This window comes from Mesorhizobium sp. B1-1-5 (assembly GCF_006443065.1).
GTDB lineage: Bacteria > Pseudomonadota > Alphaproteobacteria > Rhizobiales > Rhizobiaceae > Mesorhizobium.
The window spans coordinates 1-19063 of record NZ_VFWS01000050.1 but is presented as its reverse complement, the minus strand read 5'-3'; the positions used below and the strand labels follow the sequence as shown (position 1 = coordinate 19063).

Here is a 19063-nt window from a genome sequence, read left to right as displayed (position 1 = left end):
AGACATTACCTTTAAACGGGCGCAAGTCAATCCGCCCGCATTCCCAGGATCACCCAGGACAGCCGCCCGTGAACGTTGCAAACACCATCCTTCTCTCACCCTCCGACAATGTCGCCGTCGCCAACGGGCGCATCGAGATTGGAACGCCATTGCCGGGCGGCGCAACCGCGGCTGCCGTGATCGAGCCGGGCCACAAGGTGGCGATCAAGCCGATCCCGGCGGGCGAAGCGGTTGTGAAATACGCGCAGGCGATCGGCCGCGCCACGCAAGACATCGCGCCCGGCGAGCATGTTCATTCGCACAATCTGGTTTTCGAGAGCGGCCGCTTGCCGGTGGTGCCGCCGAGCGAGGCCGAGCACGCCACCGAGGCCGACCGCAAGCGCACCTTCATGGGCTACCGCCGCGCCGATGGGCGCTCCGGCACGCGCAACTTCATCGGCATCATCGCCAGCGTCAATTGCTCATCGACCGTCTGCCATGCCATTGCGGACGAAGCCAACCGCACGCTTCTGCCGAAATATCCCGGCATCGACGGCTTCGTGCCGATCGTGCACGGCCAGGGCTGCGGCATGAGCGCCACCGGCGACGGCATGATGGTTCTGCACCGCACCTTAGCCGGCTATGCGCGCCATCCGAATTTCGGCGGCATCCTGATGGTGGGCCTGGGCTGCGAAGTCAACCAGCTTACGCTTTACGGCCATAAGGGCGTGGCCGCGGGAAAACGGCATTTCAACATCCAGGAAGCCGGCGGCTCGCGCAAATCTGTCGAGCGCGCGATGGGCGTTCTGGCCGAGATAGCCGAGGAGGTCGGCCAGCTGCAGCGTGAGCCGATCCCGGTCTCGGAGATCGTCGTCGGGCTGCAATGCGGCGGCTCGGACGGCATGTCCGGCATCACCGCAAACCCGGCATTGGGCGCCGCTGTCGATATCCTGGCAGACTGCGGCGGCATCGGCATCTTGTCGGAGACGACCGAGATCTACGGCGCCGAGCATCTGCTGGCCTACCGCGCCGCCTCGCCCGAGATCGCCGCAAAGCTCGACGGCTTTGTGAAGTGGTGGGAGGACCATACCGCCAAGCACGGCGCCTCGATCGACAACAATCCCTCGCCCGGCAACAAGCGCGGCGGCCTGACCACGATCCTCGAGAAGTCGCTGGGCGCGGTCGCCAAGGGCGGCCAGACGCCGCTCAACGGCGTCTTCGGCTACGCCGAGAAGGTTTCGGGCAGCGGCCTGGTGTTCATGGACACGCCCGGCTACGACCCGGTCTCGGCCACCGGCCAAGTCGCCGGCGGCGCCAACGTAATCGTCTTCACCACCGGCCGCGGCTCTTGCTTCGGCTGCCGGCCTACTCCGTCGATCAAGGTCGCCACCAATTCGACCATGTATCACCAGATGGAAGAGGACATGGACGTCAATTGCGGGGTCATCGCCTCGGGCGAGAAGACGATTCCCGGCATGGGGCGCGAGATCTTCGAGCTGATCATCGAGACGGCGTCCGGCCGCAAGACCAAGAGCGAGGCGTTCGGCTACGGCGACAACGAATTCGTGCCCTGGCACCTCGGCGCGACGCTTTAATCGCAGGCCGTATCGCGTCGGAAGCGCCACCGACAACAGGAGGCGACCTTCACAACCGTGCAGGCTTTTTCTATGGAATGAATATTCCATATTGACAGAAATATGAAATTATCGTTCCATGCCGATAAGGAGGAACGGGAGCATCCGAGCACTGCCAGGGAGGAGCCGAACGGGCCTTGACCCGCATCATGCATGGCAACAGACATCGCTTGCATCGGTCACGGCAATGCTCTATCAAAAAACGGTATCTGTTTTTTATTGATAAAGTTCTGTTTGGGCCGCGCCTATCCAGATGGAGCTTCCGCAACCTTCACCAGGCGACTTAGGGAGGAACCTAATGAAATTCGTGATCAGCCTTCTCAACCGCCGCGGCTTCGTGGCTTTGGCCGCCGCTTCGATGCTCGCCGGGGTGATACATTCCGCGCCCGTCTCGGCGGCCGACGTGACCATTCCGATCATCGTCAAGGATACCACATCCTTCTATTGGCAGATCGTTCTGGCCGGTGCCCGCAAGGCCGGCAAGGATCTCGGCGTCAATGTGCCGGAACTCGGCGCCCAGGCTGAAACCGACGTCAACGGCCAGATCTCGATCCTGGAAAACGCCGTCGCCAGCAACCCGGCGGCCGTCGTCATCTCGCCGACCGAGTTCAAGGCGCTCGGCAAGCCGATCGACGAGGCTGCCTCCAAGGTCAAGGTCATCGGCATCGACTCCGGCGCCGATTCCAAGGCCTTCACTTCCTTCCTGACCACCGACAACGTGCAGGGCGGCCGCGTCGCCGCTGACGGCCTCGCCGCCGCCATCGGCGCCGCCAACGGCGGCAAGATAGAAGGCAAAGTCGCGCTGATCACGGCGCTTCCCGGCGCCGGCTCGCTCGAGCAGCGCAAGCAAGGCTTCATCGAGCAGATCAAGGCCAAGTATCCTGGCCTCGAGCTTGTCGCTGACAAATATGCCGACGGCCAGGCCACCACGGGCTTGAACATCGCGACCGACCTGATCACTGCCAATCCGGACCTCAAGGGCATCTTCGCCTCGAACTTGATCATGGCGCAGGGCGTCGGCCAGGCGATCGCCGAAAACAATCTCGGCGGCAAGGTGGCGCTGATCGGCTTCGACAGCGACGAAAAGCTGATCAAGTTCCTCAATGACGGCGTCATCTCGGGCCTCGTCGTCCAGGATCCGTACCGGATGGGCTATGACGGCATCAAGACCGCCTTGGCCGCCTCGAAGGGCGAGAAGGTCGAGGCCAATGTCGACACCGGCGCGAACCTCGTCACCAAGGACAACATGAAGGATCCCAAGATCGACGCGCTGCTCAACCCGAAGCTCAAGTGAGCAGCGTCGCGACAGTCGTTTCCGGGGCCTCGCGCCCCGGAAACATCGGGGGCGATTTGGAAGTTCGCCGGCCCGATTTAGGCTCCGCCTTCAAGATGCGCGCCAGACGCATCGCTGCGTACCCAATGGTTGAGGCCAATCTGGGAGGATTGTCATGACGTCGACGGCGCAGGAATTGCATCCGGCCCCTACGCTGGAACCGGGCAGGACGATCCTCGAGCTCAACGGCCTGGAAAAGCGCTACCCCGGCACGCATGCGCTGAAGCCTGTGCATCTTGCCTTCAAGGCAGGCGAGATCCACGCCATCGTCGGCGAGAACGGCGCCGGCAAGTCCACCCTCATCAAGCTTCTGACCGGCGTCATGCCGCGCACCTCCGGCGAGGTGATCTGGGAAGGCAAAGCCGAGGCGCTCGCCACCCCGTACGAGGCGATGGCGCTCGGCATCAACGCCGTCCACCAGGAGGTGGTGCTGTGCCGCCATCTCACCGTCGCCGCCAACATGTTCCTCGGCGAGGAGGAATCCCGCTTCGGCCTGCTGCAGCAGCGCGCCATGGTCAAGGACGCACAGAAGATCATCGACGGCCTCGGCTTCGACCTGCCGGCGCATGTCGTGCTCGGCGACCTCACCATCGGCCAGCAGCAGTTGATCGCCGCGGCGCGAGCCACTGTGCGCGGCACCAAATTCCTGATCTTCGACGAGCCGACCGCCTACCTCACTCGCAAGGAGGCCGACCAGCTCTTCAAGCTGATCCGGCGGCTCAAGGGCGAAGGCGTCACCATCATCTATATCAGCCACCGCATGGAGGAAGTGTTCGAGCTCGCCGACCGCGTTTCCGTGCTTCGCGACGGCACTTTGGTCGGCACCCGCAACATCGCCGAGACCGACGAAGCCGAGCTGGTCAAGCTGATGATCAACCGCTCGATCGAGCAGATCTACCACAAGGAGCATTTCACCCCCGGCGCCACCATCGTCGAGACGAAGAACCTTTCGGGCAAAGGCTTCGAGAATGTCTCGGTGACCGTCCGCGCCGGCGAGATCGTCGGCCTCTACGGCCTGATCGGTGCCGGCCGCAGCGAGTTCGTCACCACGCTTTACGGCCGCCACAGGAAATCGGCCGGCCAGATCCTTTGGCAAGGCAAGGAGGTCCAGGTCAATTCCGAGCACGACGCGATCCGGCTCGGCATGGCGCTGGCGCCGGAAAGCCGCCGCGACCAGGGCCTGTGCCTCAATTTGCCGGTCGGCATGAACCTCAACCTGCCGATCTACAAACGCATCTCCAGCAATTTTCTGATCTCCGGCGCCAAGGAGAAGGCCGAGGCCGACCGCCAGATCGCCGATCTCAGGATCAAGACACCGACGCGCCATGCGCTGGCTTCAAGCCTCTCAGGCGGCAACCAGCAGAAGATCGTCATCGGCAAATGGCTGGCGCATGGCGCCAAGCTGTTCATCTTCGACGAGCCGACGGTGGGCGTCGATGTCGGCACCAAGGCCGAGATCTACCGCCTGTTCTCGACGCTCTTGTCCAAGGGCGCCGGTATCATCCTGATCTCGTCCTATCTGCCGGAAGTCTACGAGCTTGCCGACGCGCTGCATGTGTTCCGGCGCGGCAAGTTGGTCGCGACCCATGGTTTCCGGACCGCGAGCCACGAGGACATTTTGGGTCAGGCACTGGCCGAGAAACAAGAAAAGTCGGGAGGACAGATATGAGCACCGAGGCGATCCCCGCCGAACGATCCAAGCGCAATTTCAACGCCCTGTTCGGCTTGACGCTGCTTGGCCTTCTGCTCCTGATGTGGATCGTGCTGGCTTTCGCCACGCCGTCCTTCGCCACGACGCTCAACATCACCAACCTTCTGCGTCAGGGCTCGCTGATCGCCATCCTGGCCGTCGGCCAGACCTTCGTCATCATCACCGGCGGCATCGACCTGTCCGTCGGCGCGGTGGTCGGCTTCACCACGGTCATCGTCGCGCTGCTGATCAATGCCGGCTGGCCGATCTGGGCGGCGGTGCTGGCGACCTTGCTGGTCGGCGTCGCTATCGGCCTCTTCCACGGCTTCGGCATCGTCAAGATGGGCCTGCCGCCCTTCATCATCACCTTGGCCACCATGACCTCGCTGCGCGGCATCGGCCTTTTGATGACCAACGGCAACTCGATCTCCATCAACAGCGACCCTTTTCAGGCGTTTTCCCGCGGCTCGCTGCTCGGCATCCCCTATCTGTTCTGGATGGTCATCCTGGTCGCCATCCCCTCCTACGTGTTCCTGCACCACACGCGCTGGGGCCGTTACCTGTTCTCGGTCGGCTCCAATGCGGAGGCCGCGCGTCTGTCGGGCGTCAACGTGCCGCGCACCATCTTCATGGCCTACATCCTGTCTGGCCTGCTCGCCGCCATCGTCGGCGTGCTGCTGGCCTCGCGCATCGGCATCGGCAACCCCACGCAAGGCGACACCTATGAGCTTCAGGCCATCGCCTCGTCGGTGATCGGCGGCACCTCGCTGTTCGGCGCCATCGGCTCCGTGCACGGACCGCTGATCGGCTCCTTCATCCTTTCGACGATCAACAACGGCGCCAACCTGCTCAACGTCAACACCTTCTGGCAGCGCGTCATCACCGGCCTGCTGATCATCGTCATCGTCTACTTCGACGGCCTGCGCCGTCGCGGCAAATGACTCCTACCTGAACCTTCCGCGCCGGCCCGCGCGAGGCCGGCGCTTTTTGCCTTGGATTGCCTATGAAAGCCGTTGTCTGCCTCTCGCCCGGCGAGCTTGTCCTCGAAGACCGCGCCGGGCCCGGCGCACCGCCGCCCGGCTGGGCGCGCGTCGCGGTCAGCCATGTCGGCATATGCGGCACCGATTATCATATTTTCGAAGGCAAGCACCCATTTCTGGCCTATCCACGCATCATGGGGCACGAGGTCTCGGGCACTGTCATCGAGAAAGGCGATGGCGTCGAGATCGGCGTTGGCGAGCCGGTCGTCATCAACCCCTATCTTTCATGCGGCAAATGCATCGCCTGCCGGCGCGGCAAGCCGAACTGCTGCGTGAAGATCGAGGTGCTGGGCGTCCATCGCGACGGCGCCATGTGCGACGAAATTTTAGTGCCGGCGCAGAACCTCTACCCGGCGAACGGCCTGTCGCTGGCCGACGCCGCGGCGGTCGAATTCCTGGCCATCGGCGCGCATGCGGTGCGCCGATCGCTCGGGCTGCCCGGCCAGCGCACGCTGGTCATCGGCGCCGGCCCGATCGGCCTCGGCACGGCAATCTTCGCGCGCATCGCCGGGCTGGATGTCAGCCTGCTCGACATGAGCGCCGAACGTCTCGGCTTCGCCGAAAAGCAGCTCGGCTTTGCTCCGCTGGACAGCTCGAAGGCGCCGGCTGCCGAGTTGGTCCGGCAGGCAACCGCCGGCGAAGGGTTCGACCTTGTGTTCGACGCGACCGGCAACACCCAGTCCGTGCAGTCGGCCTTCGCCCATGTCGCGCATGGCGGCACGCTGGTGCTGGTCAGCGTCGTCAAGGACGACATCACCTTCTCCGACCCCGAATTCCACAAGCGCGAGATGATGTTGATCGGCAGCCGCAACGCGCTGAAGGCCGATTTCGACCATGTCGCAGATTCGATCCGCAACGGCGCCGTGCCGTTGAACAAGCTCGTCACCCATCGCACCACGCTCGCCGGAACGCCGCGCGACCTTGCCCGGTGGACGCATGAGAAGTCGGGACTGATCAAGGCGGTTATCGAGGTCGGGTGATAACAGGGCAGGCGGTCAACTCGGCCCGAATTGACGGAGTGGGGGAAGGCGGTCCTCAAACGGCCAAGCCGCTGACAAGTAAGCGACCGCGCCGGATGGACGGATGAGAAATCGGGCTGATCAAGGCGGTTATCGAGGTGGGGTGATCCATCCCTTCGTCATCCACGGGCGGAGTAAGGAGCGTAGCGACGCAGCGCAGACCCGAGGATCCATTCCGTAACGTCGATGCGTTAAAGCGATCCAGAATTCTGCTCCGTTGCGCTCTACGATCGAGGTTACGGAATGGATGCTCGGGTCTGCGCTCCGCTTCGCGTCGCTCCGCCCGTGGATGACGACCTCTGAGTTGTCGCCTTGGATGACGACGACGAAGACCTAATCGCCGGCCGAGAGCCTAAGCTCCACCCGCTCCGCGGGAAAGCGCGACTCCGCGAACTGGATCGGCTCACCATCGACCGTCACGTTGACGGCGACGGTGACCAGCACGATGGCGCCGGGCTGCAGATCGAGGGCTGCAAGGTCGTCGGCGTCGGCGTGTCGCGCCGACAGCACGGTCGAATGCCGCAGATAATCGTTGATGCCGAAGCGCTTGAGCGAGGCGGTGATCGATCCCGTTTCCGCCATTGCCGCCTCGATTCCGGCGAAGTGCTTGGCATCGAACCAGGTCGTCGCGCGCGACACCGCATGACCGTCGGCCTCGCCGCGCGTCTCCAGGCGGATGACGGCAGCGCCTTTGGCGATGCCCAGCGCCTCGGCGATGCGCCGGCTGGCCGGCTCGGTGGACGACGACAGCAGCGCGATATGCCGCTCGCTCGTCTGCCCCTGCAGGCCGGTCGAGAAGCGCGTTCGCGCGCCGATCGGATAAGACAGCCGCTTGCGCGACAACACGAAGGTGCCGCGTCCCTGCTCGGCCCTCAGCACGCCTTCCTGCACCAGTGCCGCAATGGCGCTGCGCACCGTGTGGCGGTTGACGCCGTAGCGTTCCGCCAGCGCGACTTCAGGCGGCAGCGCGGCATTCTCGGCGAAATCGCCATTGGCGACCGCCTGCAGGATCCTGTCGGCGATCTGCCGCCATAGCGATACGCCGTTACGCCTCTCGATGCTGCTTGCCAGCCCGGTCATTTCCCCGCCCCCAACGTCTTCACCCCAACTTTTGCACCCGTTGTCATCCACCCGTCATGGACTCCCGATACCAAGTGAGTATAATTTGTATAGTTGTCTATATCAATAGACAAATTTTCCCAAGCAAGGAGCCACGCCATGCGAGGACAGGAAGCGCGCGAGCAGGCCGGGCGGAAGGCCTTGATGGCGACGCTGGCGCACGCCGCGGCCGACGAGATCGCCCGCCTGTGGAACGAGTCGGGCCTGCCCTCCGAGGCCGAGCTTTTGCGCGGTCCTGAAACCGGATTGGTGACGGTGCGCGGACGGATCGGCGGCGGCGGCGCGCCGTTCAATGTCGGCGAGGCGACGGTCACCCGTGCGACGGTGCGGTTGCCCTCCGGCCAGGTCGGCCACTCCTATGCGCTCGGCCGCGACAAGGGCAAGGCCAAGCTTGCGGCGATCGCCGACGCGCTGTGGCAGGACCCGGCGCACCGCGAAGCGGTCGAGACAAAGCTCGCCGCGCCCTTGCGCGCGGCGCTTGCCGCGGCGCGCGAGACAAAGCGCGTCGAAACGGCGGCCACGAAAGTGGATTTCTTCACCATGGTGCGCGGAGAGGACTGATGGATATCGCCACGCAATCGATCGACGGCGGCTTTGCGGAGCCGGTCTTCAACGCCCAGGCGGTGTTCCGCGCCATCATGGACGCGATGGCCCGCCCCGGCACCGTCCAGAACCTGCCGCAGCTCGCCCGCCCGCCGGCGCCGCTGTCGGCGACGGCCGGCGCCGTGGCGCTCTCGCTATGCGACAACGACACGCCGGTCTGGCTCGACCCGCCGCTGCAGGCGGAAGCCGCGGTCAAGGCCTGGCTCGGCTTTCACACCGGCGCGCCCTCGGCCAATACGCCGGCCGACGCGCATTTCGCCTTGATCGCCAATCCGAAGGAGATGGCGGCGCTCGACGGTTTTGCGCAAGGCACGCAGGAATATCCCGACCGCTCGACGACGCTGATCCTCCTGGTCGACGATCTTGCCTCGGGCCCGTCGCTGCTGCTCGAAGGTCCGGGGATCGAGAAGACGTCGATGATCGCGCCTCCCGGCATGCCGCGCCATTTCGTCGAGCAGTGGAAGCAGAACAACCAGCGTTTCCCGCGCGGCGTCGACATCATTCTGGCGGCGCCCGGCAACCTCGCCTGCCTGCCGCGCACCACCCGCATCAAGACGATGGAGGCATGACATGTATGTCGCGGTGAAAGGCGGCGAAGCCGCTATTGCCAATGCGCATCGCCTGCTTGCCGACCGCCGCCGCGGCGACCGCTCGGTGCCGGCGCTGCGCCTCGACCAGATCGTCGAGCAGCTGGCGCTCGGCGTCGACCGGGTGATGAGCGAAGGCTCGCTCTACGACCGCGAGCTTGCGGCTCTTGCCGTCGTCCAGGCGCGCGGCGACATGATCGAGGCGATCTTCCTGGTGCGCGCCTACCGCACCACGCTGCCGCGCTTCGGCTACACCAATCCGGTCGACACCGGCGCCATGCAGGTCGAGCGTCGTGTCTCGGCCACCTACAAGGATCTGCCCGGCGGCCAGGTGCTCGGCCCGACCTTCGACTATACGCACCGCCTGCTCGATCCGGAACTCGCCGCCGGCGCCGAGGTCGAGATGCCGGCACAGCGTCCGGCCGAGCCGGAGGCCATGCCGCGCGTTTCGGCGATCCTCGCCCATGAAGGCCTGATCGAAGCCGACGGCGAGATGCCGCTGGACCATGTTCCAGGCGACATCACGCGCGAGCCGCTGCAATTTCCGATGGCGCGCGACATCCGCCTGCAGGCGCTGTCGCGCGGCGACGAGGGTTTTCTCCTGGCGCTCGGCTATTCGACGCAGCGCGGCTACGCCCGCAACCATCCCTTCGTCGGCGAGATACGCATCGGCGAGGTCGAGCTGGAGCTCGACGTGCCGGAGCTGCCCTTCGCCGTGCCGCTCGGCTCCATCCGCGTCACCGAATGCCAGATGGTCAACCAGTTCAAGGGCTCGGCCAAGGCGCCGCCGCAATTCACGCGCGGCTACGGCCTCGTCTTCGGCCAGAGCGAGCGCAAGGCGATGGCGATGGCGCTCTGCGACCGGGCGCTGCGCGCAAGCGAGCTTGGCGAGGATGTCGTCGCCGCCGCGCAGGACGAGGAATTCGTCATCTCGCATTCCGACAATGTCCAGGCGACCGGCTTCGTCGAGCATCTGAAGCTGCCGCATTATGTCGACTTCCAGGCCGAGCTCGGCCTGGTTCGCCGCATGCGCGCCGAATACGAGGCGCGGGAAAGCCAGGATAAGGCCGCTGAGGAGAAGCGGGAGGCAGCGGAGTGAGCTTAGTGTCCGCTACCGGAATTTTCGCCGCCGCCACCGAACCAGGGGCCAGTAAAGCCACTGGCGCCGCCAACGGTCTCACCGTGCGGAGGCTCCTTTGGCGCAGGGAGAAACATCTTCCGAAGCGCGAAGGCCGCGATGCCGGCAAACACCAGCAGCAGCACGCCAAGATGCAACCAACCGGTAGAGTCCATTTCGGCCCACTCCCGCGTTCTGGACATCAATTTCATAGCAGAGAGCGGACGTGATCGCCATGACCGACATCGCCACCTACAACTTCGCCTATCTCGACGAGCAGACCAAGCGGATGATCCGCCGCGCCATCCTGAAGGGCATCGCCATTCCCGGCTACCAAGTGCCTTTCGCCTCGCGCGAGATGCCGATGCCTTACGGCTGGGGCACAGGCGGCGTGCAGGTCACCGCCTCGATCATCGGTCCCGATGACGTGCTCAAGGTCATCGACCAAGGCGCCGACGACACCACCAATGCCGTCTCGATCCGCGCCTTCTTCAAGAAGGTCGCCAAGGTCGTCGTCACCACCGACACGGCAACCGCCACCATCATCCAGACCCGCCACCGCATCCCCGAGCATCCGCTGACCGCAGGCCAGGTGCTGGTCTTCCAGGTGCCGATCCCCGAGCCGCTGCGCTTCCTCGAGCCGCGCGAGACCGAGACGCGCAAGATGCACGCGCTGGAGGAATACGGTCTCATGCATGTGAAGCTCTACGAGGACATCGCCAGGCACGGCCGCATCGCCACCACCTATGCCTATCCGGTCAAGGTCGAGGGCCGCTACGTGATGGATCCCTCGCCGACGCCGAAATTCGACAATCCGAAGATGCACCGCTCGCCCGCCTTGCAATTGTTCGGCGCCGGCCGCGAGAAGCGCATCTATGCGGTGCCGCCCTTCACCGACGTCGTCAGCCTCGACTTCGAGGACCATCCCTTCGAAGTGCAGACCTTCGACCAGCCCTGCGCGCTCTGCGGCGCCGAGAATGTCTATCTCGACGAGGTCATCCTCGACGACCATGGCGGCCACATGTTCGTCTGCTCGGACACCGACCACTGCGAGAAGCGGCGGGCCGATGGCCATCACGGCCACCTTGCTCCCAAGACCCAACTTGCCTCTGAGAAAACGGAGCCGGCAGAATGACCGACGAACCGCTGCTGCGCGTTTCTGCGCTGTCCAAATTCTACGGGTCGCGCGTCGGCTGCGAGAACGTCACCTTCGACCTCTGGCCAGGCGAGGTTCTGGCGGTGGTCGGCGAATCCGGCTCCGGCAAGACCACGCTGCTCAACTGCCTGTCGACCCGCCTGCTGCCCTCTTCCGGCACAGCCAGCTACCGCATGCGCGACGGCCAATGGCGCGAGCTCTACCGCATGAGCGAGGCCGAGCGGCGCTTCCTGATGCGCACCGACTGGGGCTTCGTCCACCAGAACCCGGCCGACGGCCTGCGCATGACGGTATCTGCCGGCGCCAATGTCGGCGAGCGGCTGATGGCGGTCGGCGACCGCCACTACGGCAAGATCCGCGCCACCGCCGTCGACTGGTTGTCACGCGTCGAGATCGACGAGGACCGCATCGACGACGAGCCGCGCGCCTTTTCCGGCGGCATGCGCCAGCGCCTGCAGATCGCCCGCAATCTGGTCACCGGCCCGCGCCTCGTCTTCATGGACGAGCCGACCGGCGGCCTCGACGTCTCGGTGCAGGCGCGCCTGCTCGATCTCCTGCGCGGGCTGGTCACCGATCTCGGCCTTGCTGCGATCGTCGTCACCCATGACCTCGCCGTGGCGCGGCTGCTGTCGCAGCGCATGATGGTGATGAAGGACGGTCGCGTCGTCGAAAGCGGCCTCACCGACCGCGTGCTCGACGATCCGCGCGCGCCTTATACGCAGTTGCTGGTTTCTTCGATTTTGCAGGTGTGACGATGGCGCTTGAACACCCCCCTCTGGCCTGCCGGCCATCTCCCCCTCAGGGGGGAAGATTAGCAGCTTTCATGCCCCGCTTTTTCTGCAACGCGGGGGAGTGGCGAAACCGAATGCGACAGCCGATCTCCCCCCTTGAGGGGGAGATGTCCGGCAGGACAGAGGGGGGCGCTGTCCCGCCAACGAATGACAATTGGAGGATTTTCTGATGGCTACGCCTCTCGTTGTCTCGGATGTCGCCAAAAGCTTCACCATGCATCTGCGCGACGGCGTCACGCTGCCGGTGGTGGCGGGGGTCTCCTTCTCGATCCGCGCCGGCGAATGCGCCGTGCTCGGCGGCCCGTCCGGCGCGGGAAAAAGCTCGATCCTGAAGATGCTCTACGGCAACTACGCGGTCGATGAAGGCCAGATCATCGTCCAGCACGCGGGCGGGCTGATCGACCTCGCCTCCGCCAGCCCGCGCACCGTGCTTTCCGTGCGCCGCCATACCATCGGCTATGTCAGCCAGTTCCTGCGCACCGTCCCGCGCGTTTCCGCGCTCGACGTCGTCGCCGAGCCGCTGGTCGAGCGCGGCGAGGACAGGGAAAGCGCGCGGGCGAGAGCGCGTGCCCTGTTGGCGCAGCTCAACCTGCCGGAAAAGCTCTGGGCCTTGCCGCCCGCGACCTTCTCCGGCGGCGAGCAGCAGCGCGTCAACATCGCGCGCGGCTTCATCACCGAGCATCCGATCCTGCTGCTCGACGAGCCTACCGCTTCGCTCGACGCGAAGAACCGCGATGTAGTGGTCGAGCTGATTGCTGCTAAGAAGGCGGCAGGCGTTGCCCTGCTCGGCATCTTCCACGACCTCGATATGCGTGAGGCCGTCGCCGACCGCGTCATCGACGTCACTGCCTTCGCCGCCGGAAAGATCGCCGCATGAAGAAGCTTTCGGAGGTGCCGCTGATCCATCCGACGGCGCAGGTCGAAAACTCGACGCTCGGCCGCTGGACCGAGATCGCCGAGCGCAGCCGCGTCGCCGAATGCGAGCTCGGCGACTATTCCTACATGATGCAGGACTGCGCCGTGTGGTGCGCGACCATAGGCAAGTTCTCCAACATCGCGGCAAGCGTGCGCATCAACGCCACCAACCATCCGACATGGCGTCCGACGCTGCATCACTTCACCTACCGCGCCTCCGATTATTGGGACGACGCCGAGCATGAAAGCGCGTTCTTCGCCGAGCGCCGCGCCAAACGCGTCACGATCGGCCACGACACGTGGCTCGGCCATGGCTCGACCATCCTGCCCGGCGTCACCGTCGGCGATGGCGCAGCGGTCGGCGCGGGCGCCGTGGTGTCGAAGGATGTCGCGCCCTACACAATCGTCGGCGGCGTGCCGGCGAAGCCGATCCGCGAGCGCTTCGACCGCCGCACCGCCGAGCGCTACCAGGCCTTGGCCTGGTGGGATTGGGATCATGCAAGGCTGCGCGCTGCGCTCGACGATTTCCGCGAGTTGTCGGCGGAGGCGTTCCTGGAGAAGCATGGCGGCTAGGCGCGGTGAATGGTGAATGGTCAATAGTGAATGCAACGAAGCCCTTCCTTCTCACCATTCACCATTCACCATTCACCATTCACACCGTTGACACATGACTCGGACAGGACGCCATCTCCCCAAGGAGATCGCGATGCTCGCCACAGTCAAACCCTCGCTCGCCGGATTTTTCGAAGCCACCAACCCGACAGCGCCGGTGCATCTCGGCACCCGTTACGACGGCTCGGGCAACTTCCTCCCCGAACCCGGCAACACGGTCGTCAGTCACCTCGTCGGCGGCTCGCCTTCGCAAGCCGCGATCATCGAGGTGCGCGAGCGCATCCGCGCCGTGCCCGACGCGGACCGCCTCGCCTTCACGCCGATCTCCAGCCTGCACATGACGCTGTTCCAGGGCGTCATCGAATATCGGCGCCGGCTCCCCTACTGGCCCTCCGACGTGCCGCTCGACACCAGCATCGACGACATGACCGGCCTCTATCTGCAGCGCCTGGAGGACTTCGAGGCCTGTCCTCCGTTTCGTATCAAGACCATCGGCGTTACGCCAAACGGCTTGACCGTCGCCGGCGCCACGGAAGAGGACCGTGCTGTCCTCAAGGCATGGCGCGACGCGCTGTCGGTGCCGTTCGGCTACCGCCATCCGGACCACGACGCTTATGTCTTCCACATCACCTTCGCCTATCAGGTCCGCCGTCTCGCCGACGAACGAGCCGCGGCCTGGCAAGATCTGTTCGATGACTGCCTGTCGTTCCTCGAACGCGAGGCTCCTGTGATCGAGCTCAAGCCTCCGGCCTTCTGCAGCTTCAAGGACATGAAGCATTTCGAGGAATTGCTGGTGCTTGGTTGAATCTGCAAGCCTGTGAGACGTAACAAAACTGACATCAATCCGACACCCCAGCTTCATCGGCCTGCGCTAGCGAAGGTTAACAGACCTGCGAAGCGCGACGGACTGGAGTTTTGGTATGTCAGCATCATCGGCCACGCTTGAGATCCGCGGCGTAACCCGACGATTTGGCAAGAACACCGCCGTCAGCGATATCAACATCTCGATCCCGCGCGGCCAGATGGTCGGCATCATCGGCCGTTCCGGCGCCGGCAAGTCGACGCTTTTGCGCATGATCAACCGTCTCATCGATCCGAGCCAAGGATCGATTTTTTTTGAGGGCGCGGAGGTTTCCAGCCTGCAGGGATCGCCGCTGCGGCGCTGGCAGCGCGACTGCGCCATGATCTTCCAGCAGTTCAACCTCGTGCCGCGTCTCGACGTGCTGACCAACGTGCTGCTCGGGCGTCTCAATCATCGCTCGACGGTTTCCAATCTGCTCGGCATGTTCACACGCACCGAATGCGCCGAGGCCGTGGCCGCGCTCGAGCGCCTCGACATCGCCCGCACCGCGCTGCAGCCGGCCGGCACGCTGTCCGGCGGTCAGCAGCAGCGTGTGGCGATCGCCCGCGCCATGATGCAGCAGCCGAAGGTCATTCTGGCAGATGAGCCGATCGCCTCGCTCGACCCGCTCAACGCCAAGGTGGTGATGGACTCGCTGCGCGACATCAATCTGCGCGAAGGCATCACCGTCGTCACCAACCTGCACACGCTGGACACTGCCCGCGCCTATTGCACCCGTATCATCGGCATGGCCGCCGGCAAGGTCGTCTTCGACGGCGCTCCGGAAGACCTCGACCGCGATGCCGTGCGCACCGTCTACGGCGCCGATGCCAGTGGCGCCGAGATCTCGGAAGCCATCACGTCGACCGCCGTGACCATCAAGCCGAAGATCACCGCATCCGCCGGACCGCTCGAACCAGCCTTCCCTGGCTACTGAATCCACCGTCCCGGCCCCAGCCGGTGCGGGCAAATCGTGGATTTCAGCAGAGCAACCCGGATCGCCCGCCAGCGTCAAAGGCAAGACTTGAAAAATCAGAACGCCGCCGGCGCGCAGCCGGAGCAACAGGAGAGAGACAAAATGTTCAGGAAGATGGTTTTTGGGGCGGTTTCGCTGCTCGCCATGGCGGCCAGCGCCGCGCACGCCGCTGACGTCAAGGAATTCCGCGTCGGCATCCTCGGCGGCGAGAATGAGACCGACCGTCTGCGCAACTACCAGTGCCTCGCCGATCACCTGAAGTCGGAATTCGGCTTCGAGAAGGTGTCGCTGTTCCCGGCCGCCGACTATGACGGCGTCATCCAGGGCCTGCTCGGCGGCACGCTCGACTTCGCCGAGCTCGGCGCTTCCGGCTATGCCAGCGTCTATCTCAAGGACCCGAAGGCGGTCACGCCGATCCTCACCACCAAGCAGACCGACGGCTCGACCGGCTACTTCTCGATCGGCCTGGCGCTGAAGACCTCGGGGATCACCGACATCAAGTCGGCCAAGGGCAAGAAGCTCGGCTATGCCGATCCGGATTCGACCTCCGGCTATCTGATCCCGCTGACCCAGATTCCGAAGGACACCGGCGCTTCCAACGAAACCTACTTCGCCTCGACCCAGTTCAACGGCGGCCACGAGAACAACGTGCTGGCCGTGCGCGACGGCAAGGTCGACGTGGCGGTGGACGATTCCTCCGGCATCGGCGACTTCAAGAACGGCTACACCTCAGGCACCTTCCACAAGGAAGTCGCCAAGGGCGCCGTCGACCCGAACGACTTCGTCGAAGTGTGGCGCTCGGGCCTGATCCCGAACGGCCCGCTGGTTGTCCGCACCGCGCTCGGCGACGACATGGCCGCCAAGCTCACCGCTTTCTTCACCGCGCTGCCGGCCAAGGACAAGGCTTGCTTCGAAGGCGTCGAGGGTGGCGATTTCACCGGCTACGTCCCGGTGAAGCCTGACTTCTACAGCGTCATCGTCGAAGCCCGCAAAGCCGCCATCGGCGGCTGACGGCAAGATCAGAAAGGGCGGCGGCTTCCTCTAAAGCGACGTGCGTCCAGTTGGACGCACAAAGTACGCTTTAGCACTTTGAATGGCCGCATCGGCTTTTCCGAAAATCGGGATTTCGATTTTCGGGCCGATGCGGCGACGCCGCCCTTTTTGCATGTCCCAATCATGACATCAGCGACAATCCATTCCGACGCCACCCGCCAGCAGGCCGACGCCTGGCGGCGCCAGACCTCGCTGCGACGTTTCTACACCGCGCTCGGCGTCGGTCTGCTGCTTGTCGCCATGTGCGCGACCATGTGGTTCGCCGACGAAGCCAATGCCGGGCATTTCTTCGACCGGCTGCCACACATCCTCGATTTCCTGAGCTGGCTGGTCCCCAAGGACTGGAACGATGTCTGGCGCGCCCTGTTCGACATCGCCTCGCCCAGCGACAAGGGCACGCAGGAATTCAACTTCCCGCTCGGCCGCGTCTATGTCTGGGGCGGCTTCTACATCCCCGAATATTTCGAGCTTATGCTGACCACGGTGAACGTGGCGCTGGTCTCGACCTTCATCGGCTTCGTCTTCGCCGTTCCCTTCTCCTTCATCGCCGCGCGCAACCTGACGCCGAGCCCGGTCCTGCGGCTCATCGTCAAGCGCTTCATGGAATTGCTGCGCGCCTTCCCCGAGATCGTCATCGCCGGCCTGTTCGCGGCCATCGTCTCGATCGGCCCGGTCGCCGCCATCATCGCCATCGGCCTGCATTCGATCGGCGCGCTGGGCAAGCTGTTCTATGAGATCAACGAGAACATCGACATGCGCGCGGAAGAGGGCCTGCGCGCTGTCGGCGCCAACTGGTTCGAGCGCGTGCGCTTCGCCGACCTGCCGCAGGTGTTGCCCAATTTCATGTCCTATACGTTGCTTCGGATCGAGATCAACGTGCGCATCTCGACCATCATGGGCGCGGTCGGCGGCGGCGGCATCGGCGAGGAGCTGAAGCTTTCCATTTCACGCGGCTTCGGCGCCAAGACGCTGGCGATGGTGCTCCTGCTCTTCGTCACCATCTTCCTCGTCGACCAGTTCTCCGCCTGGCTGCGCCGCAAGCTCGTCGGCGAGCAGGCTTTCCTGATGAGCACGTGACCATGATCCCGAACCGAAGGACCGCGTTAGCGAAAATAGATGCCGGTTTTCGGACAAGATCATGGTCAGGACCAAAGAGTAAGCTATGGCCATGACCGCCTCTGAACTGAGCGCCATCGAAGACCGCCATCCGCAGATATTCCAGCGGCCGGCCTACAAGCGTTTCTGGCCGCTGCTGCTGATCGCCGGCACCGTGCTCTATCTCGCCTATGCCTTGTGGTTCTTCAGCCTGCCGCAGGTGCTGCGCGAGTCGCACTGGGAGCGCCTGCCGCTCTTCCTGTCGCAATGGATCAGCTACGACCTACAGCCGGAATTCCGCCTCGACCAGCCCGAGATCACGCCGAAATACCCGCGCTTCTCGGCGCTCGGCGAGCATCCTGATCCCGACTGGGTGATCAAGAATCCGGACGGCACCTTCACCGTCCTGATCGACGGCCGGGACAAGTCCGTCACCTTCGACAAGGTCAGGGCAACGATCGTCGCCAACGGCCAGACGGTGCCGGTGTCGCTGACCGGCGGCAAGCCGGTGGTTACAGGCCCGGTGCCCGGTTGGGTGACCGTCCATGACGACGAGATCGTCGCCAAGATGGGCTTTGTCGGCGAGGTGCGCGTCACCGTCGATCGCGTCAAGGTGCGCAAGCGCTTTCTCGGCTGGGCCAATTTCGTCTTTGACACGCGCTCGCCCTTCTTCGGCAAGTCGGCCGGCGAGGTCATCTCGCTCATCGCCTCCGGGCCAGAGCTCAAGCCGGGCACCTCGAACCTCGCCTTGGCTGCCGACAACATCTGGAACAACGCGCAGTGGCAGCATGGCGATGTCTGGACGAAGCTGTTGCAGACCATCGTCATGGCGTTCCTCGGCACGCTGCTTGGCGGCATCGTCGCCTTCCCGCTTGCCTTTTTCGCCGCCCGCAACATCACGCCGAGCGGGCTGCTCGGCCAGGTGCTGAAGCGCTTCTTCGATTTCATGCGCTCGGTCGACATGCTGATCTGGGCGCTGTTCTTCACCCGCGCCTTCGGCCCCGGACCGCTGGCCGGCAGTGCCGCGATCTTCTTCACCGAGATCGGCACATTGGGCAAAACCTATTCCGAGGCCCTGGAGAACATCGACGACAAGCCGCGCGAGGGCGTGCTTTCGACCGGCGCCAACGGCATTTTGGTGCAGCGCTACGGCGTGCTGCCGGAAGTGGTGCCGGTCTTCATCAGCCAGACGCTCTACCAGTGGGAATCCAACACCCGCGGCGCCACCATCATCGGCGCCGTCGGCGCCGGCGGCATCGGCCTGAAGCTATGGGAAGCGATGCGCACCAATTCCAACTGGGCCAACGTCTTCTACATGGTGCTGCTGACGCTGCTCGTCGTCTTCATCTTCGACAACATCTCGAACTTCCTGCGCCGCAGGCTGAGCCGCACGCTGCATGATTACAATCGGCTGCAGGCGGCGCAGGGGTAGTTGGACTGCTGCTTCTAAGGAGAGGTCGGCGGGACAGCGCCCCCCTCTGCCCTACCGGGCATCTCCCCCAC

Annotated in this window: 19 protein-coding genes; 17 read left to right on the top strand and 2 right to left on the bottom strand. The window is 64.5% G+C overall.

The window, feature by feature from the left end:
* Positions 1–68 precede the first annotated feature (68 nt).
* The 5 genes from FJ980_RS16625 to FJ980_RS16605 all read left to right on the top strand — a co-directional run bounded on the left by FJ980_RS16625 (position 69) and on the right by FJ980_RS16605 (position 6656).
* Positions 69–1574 (top strand): altronate dehydratase family protein, encoded by a 1506-nt coding sequence (locus tag FJ980_RS16625; protein ID WP_140544537.1) that lies wholly within the window; start codon positions 69–71, stop codon positions 1572–1574.
* Positions 1575–1911: 337 nt separating this feature from the next.
* A complete protein-coding gene (locus FJ980_RS16620) occupies positions 1912–2907 on the top strand; it encodes an ABC transporter substrate-binding protein (RefSeq protein WP_140544535.1) in 996 nt (331 codons plus the stop codon).
* A gap of 154 nt (positions 2908–3061) precedes the next feature.
* Complete coding sequence (locus tag FJ980_RS16615) at positions 3062–4615, top strand: sugar ABC transporter ATP-binding protein (protein WP_140544533.1); 1554 nt, start codon at positions 3062–3064, stop codon at positions 4613–4615.
* Positions 4612–5577, top strand: a complete 966-nt coding sequence (locus FJ980_RS16610) for an ABC transporter permease (RefSeq protein ID WP_140544531.1) — start codon at positions 4612–4614, stop codon at positions 5575–5577. Before FJ980_RS16615 ends, FJ980_RS16610 begins: the two co-directional genes overlap by 4 nt.
* Before the next feature lie 62 nt (positions 5578–5639).
* Positions 5640–6656 (top strand): zinc-binding alcohol dehydrogenase family protein, encoded by a 1017-nt coding sequence (locus tag FJ980_RS16605; protein WP_140544529.1) that lies wholly within the window; start codon positions 5640–5642, stop codon positions 6654–6656.
* 372 nt (positions 6657–7028) lie between these two features.
* Here FJ980_RS16605 and phnF read toward each other — a convergent pair whose 3' ends face one another.
* Complete coding sequence (gene phnF / locus FJ980_RS16600; RefSeq protein ID WP_140544527.1) at positions 7029–7775, bottom strand: phosphonate metabolism transcriptional regulator PhnF; 747 nt, start codon at positions 7773–7775, stop codon at positions 7029–7031.
* A 138-nt stretch (positions 7776–7913) separates the two neighbouring features.
* Here phnF and phnG point away from each other — a divergent pair, with 138 nt between their 5' ends.
* Genes phnG through FJ980_RS16585 form a run of 3 tightly spaced genes read left to right on the top strand, consistent with a single transcriptional unit; the run spans position 7914 to position 10103 of the window.
* Positions 7914–8375 carry a phosphonate C-P lyase system protein PhnG gene (gene phnG, locus FJ980_RS16595; protein ID WP_140544525.1) on the top strand — a complete coding sequence of 154 codons (462 nt, stop codon included), beginning with the start codon at positions 7914–7916 and terminating at the stop codon, positions 8373–8375.
* Positions 8375–8986 carry a phosphonate C-P lyase system protein PhnH gene (phnH, locus tag FJ980_RS16590; protein WP_140544523.1) on the top strand — a complete coding sequence of 204 codons (612 nt, stop codon included), beginning with the start codon at positions 8375–8377 and terminating at the stop codon, positions 8984–8986. Before phnG ends, phnH begins: the two co-directional genes overlap by 1 nt.
* Before the next feature lies 1 nt (position 8987).
* The gene (locus FJ980_RS16585; RefSeq protein WP_140544521.1) at positions 8988–10103 is read left to right on the top strand and encodes a carbon-phosphorus lyase complex subunit PhnI; all 1116 of its coding nucleotides are present in this window, start codon (positions 8988–8990) and stop codon (positions 10101–10103) included.
* Positions 10104–10105: 2 nt separating this feature from the next.
* Here FJ980_RS16585 and FJ980_RS16580 read toward each other — a convergent pair whose 3' ends face one another.
* Positions 10106–10297: a hypothetical protein gene (locus FJ980_RS16580; protein WP_140544519.1), complete on the bottom strand. Its 192-nt coding sequence runs from the start codon at positions 10295–10297 to the stop codon at positions 10106–10108.
* Between the two features lie 59 nt (positions 10298–10356).
* Between FJ980_RS16580 and FJ980_RS16575 the strand changes: the two genes are divergently transcribed.
* The 9 genes from FJ980_RS16575 (at position 10357) to phnE (FJ980_RS16530) (ending at position 18992) form a co-directional block, all read left to right on the top strand.
* Positions 10357–11256, top strand: a complete 900-nt coding sequence (locus FJ980_RS16575; protein ID WP_140544517.1) for an alpha-D-ribose 1-methylphosphonate 5-phosphate C-P-lyase PhnJ — start codon at positions 10357–10359, stop codon at positions 11254–11256.
* Positions 11253–12029, top strand: coding sequence for a phosphonate C-P lyase system protein PhnK (phnK, locus tag FJ980_RS16570; RefSeq protein ID WP_140544515.1), 777 nt, complete (start codon positions 11253–11255; stop codon positions 12027–12029). The genes FJ980_RS16575 and phnK overlap by 4 nt, the downstream gene beginning before the upstream one ends.
* A gap of 208 nt (positions 12030–12237) precedes the next feature.
* On the top strand, positions 12238–12945 hold the full coding sequence (gene phnL / locus FJ980_RS16560) for a phosphonate C-P lyase system protein PhnL (RefSeq protein WP_140544510.1): 708 nt from the start codon (positions 12238–12240) through the stop codon (positions 12943–12945).
* Complete coding sequence (locus FJ980_RS16555) at positions 12942–13556, top strand: DapH/DapD/GlmU-related protein (protein WP_140544508.1); 615 nt, start codon at positions 12942–12944, stop codon at positions 13554–13556. The genes phnL and FJ980_RS16555 overlap by 4 nt, the downstream gene beginning before the upstream one ends.
* Before the next feature lie 133 nt (positions 13557–13689).
* Positions 13690–14400 (top strand): DUF1868 domain-containing protein, encoded by a 711-nt coding sequence (locus FJ980_RS16550; RefSeq protein ID WP_140544506.1) that lies wholly within the window; start codon positions 13690–13692, stop codon positions 14398–14400.
* A 115-nt stretch (positions 14401–14515) separates the two neighbouring features.
* Positions 14516–15373: a phosphonate ABC transporter ATP-binding protein gene (phnC, locus tag FJ980_RS16545; RefSeq protein WP_140544504.1), complete on the top strand. Its 858-nt coding sequence runs from the start codon at positions 14516–14518 to the stop codon at positions 15371–15373.
* A 141-nt stretch (positions 15374–15514) separates the two neighbouring features.
* A complete protein-coding gene (phnD, locus tag FJ980_RS16540) occupies positions 15515–16423 on the top strand; it encodes a phosphonate ABC transporter substrate-binding protein (RefSeq protein ID WP_140544502.1) in 909 nt (302 codons plus the stop codon).
* Between the two features lie 165 nt (positions 16424–16588).
* Positions 16589–17542, top strand: coding sequence for a phosphonate ABC transporter, permease protein PhnE (gene phnE, locus FJ980_RS16535; protein WP_140544500.1), 954 nt, complete (start codon positions 16589–16591; stop codon positions 17540–17542).
* A 91-nt stretch (positions 17543–17633) separates the two neighbouring features.
* Positions 17634–18992 (top strand): phosphonate ABC transporter, permease protein PhnE, encoded by a 1359-nt coding sequence (gene phnE, locus FJ980_RS16530; protein WP_246676435.1) that lies wholly within the window; start codon positions 17634–17636, stop codon positions 18990–18992.
* Positions 18993–19063 lie beyond the last annotated feature (71 nt).

Bases quoted from the DNA above. Each gene is read 5' to 3' on its own strand.
- FJ980_RS16620 (WP_140544535.1), top strand. From the start codon at position 1,912: ATGAAATTCGTGATCAGCCTTCTCAACCGCCGCGGCTTCGTGGCTTTG.
- FJ980_RS16615 (WP_140544533.1), top strand. From the start codon at position 3,062: ATGACGTCGACGGCGCAGGAATTGCATCCGGCCCCTACGCTGGAACCG.
- FJ980_RS16610 (WP_140544531.1), top strand. From the start codon at position 4,612: ATGAGCACCGAGGCGATCCCCGCCGAACGATCCAAGCGCAATTTCAAC.
- FJ980_RS16605 (WP_140544529.1), top strand. From the start codon at position 5,640: ATGAAAGCCGTTGTCTGCCTCTCGCCCGGCGAGCTTGTCCTCGAAGAC.
- phnF (WP_140544527.1), bottom strand. From the start codon at position 7,775: ATGACCGGGCTGGCAAGCAGCATCGAGAGGCGTAACGGCGTATCGCTA.
- phnG (WP_140544525.1), top strand. From the start codon at position 7,914: ATGCGAGGACAGGAAGCGCGCGAGCAGGCCGGGCGGAAGGCCTTGATG.
- phnH (WP_140544523.1), top strand. From the start codon at position 8,375: ATGGATATCGCCACGCAATCGATCGACGGCGGCTTTGCGGAGCCGGTC.
- FJ980_RS16585 (WP_140544521.1), top strand. From the start codon at position 8,988: ATGTATGTCGCGGTGAAAGGCGGCGAAGCCGCTATTGCCAATGCGCAT.
- FJ980_RS16580 (WP_140544519.1), bottom strand. From the start codon at position 10,297: ATGGACTCTACCGGTTGGTTGCATCTTGGCGTGCTGCTGCTGGTGTTT.
- FJ980_RS16575 (WP_140544517.1), top strand. From the start codon at position 10,357: ATGACCGACATCGCCACCTACAACTTCGCCTATCTCGACGAGCAGACC.
- phnK (WP_140544515.1), top strand. From the start codon at position 11,253: ATGACCGACGAACCGCTGCTGCGCGTTTCTGCGCTGTCCAAATTCTAC.
- phnL (WP_140544510.1), top strand. From the start codon at position 12,238: ATGGCTACGCCTCTCGTTGTCTCGGATGTCGCCAAAAGCTTCACCATG.
- FJ980_RS16555 (WP_140544508.1), top strand. From the start codon at position 12,942: ATGAAGAAGCTTTCGGAGGTGCCGCTGATCCATCCGACGGCGCAGGTC.
- FJ980_RS16550 (WP_140544506.1), top strand. From the start codon at position 13,690: ATGCTCGCCACAGTCAAACCCTCGCTCGCCGGATTTTTCGAAGCCACC.
- phnC (WP_140544504.1), top strand. From the start codon at position 14,516: ATGTCAGCATCATCGGCCACGCTTGAGATCCGCGGCGTAACCCGACGA.
- phnD (WP_140544502.1), top strand. From the start codon at position 15,515: ATGTTCAGGAAGATGGTTTTTGGGGCGGTTTCGCTGCTCGCCATGGCG.
- phnE (WP_140544500.1), top strand. From the start codon at position 16,589: ATGACATCAGCGACAATCCATTCCGACGCCACCCGCCAGCAGGCCGAC.
- phnE (WP_246676435.1), top strand. From the start codon at position 17,634: ATGACCGCCTCTGAACTGAGCGCCATCGAAGACCGCCATCCGCAGATA.